At 47.0% G+C, this 296-nt stretch carries 1 protein-coding gene; it reads right to left on the bottom strand.

Going from position 1 to position 296, the window contains the following annotated elements; genetic code table 11:
- Window positions 1-296 (bottom strand): hypothetical protein (locus ACPYOM_RS22260; RefSeq protein WP_481347628.1); only part of this gene is annotated, 296 nt, incomplete at both ends.

Here is a 296-nt window from a genome sequence, read left to right as displayed (position 1 = left end):
TTGTTGCACCGTCCGATCCCGACATAATGTAGGTACCAAAGACGGTCTAATTCGCCGAAATCCGAACGGATGTTATTGGAAATCTCAAAAAAATGAAATGCCTGAATATCATTGGTTCCGCTTCCACCTTTGTAAGCATCGTCCGAACGTACATTTCCGTACGGCCAAAGGCTGAAAGGTGTGTCGTAATGGTCGTTTCCAAGTGCCGCATAAGCCGCGATCACAAAACCGTCCACATTCTCCGGTGTAACCACATCAGCTTCGGAAAGAACGCCTCGTGGTTCATTGTCCAAAAA

The sequence above is a fragment of the Monashia sp. HAY1-2A genome (assembly GCF_056755315.1).
Note: the sequence above shows the minus strand (reverse complement) of the source record. Positions and strands in the feature narration are given on the sequence as shown.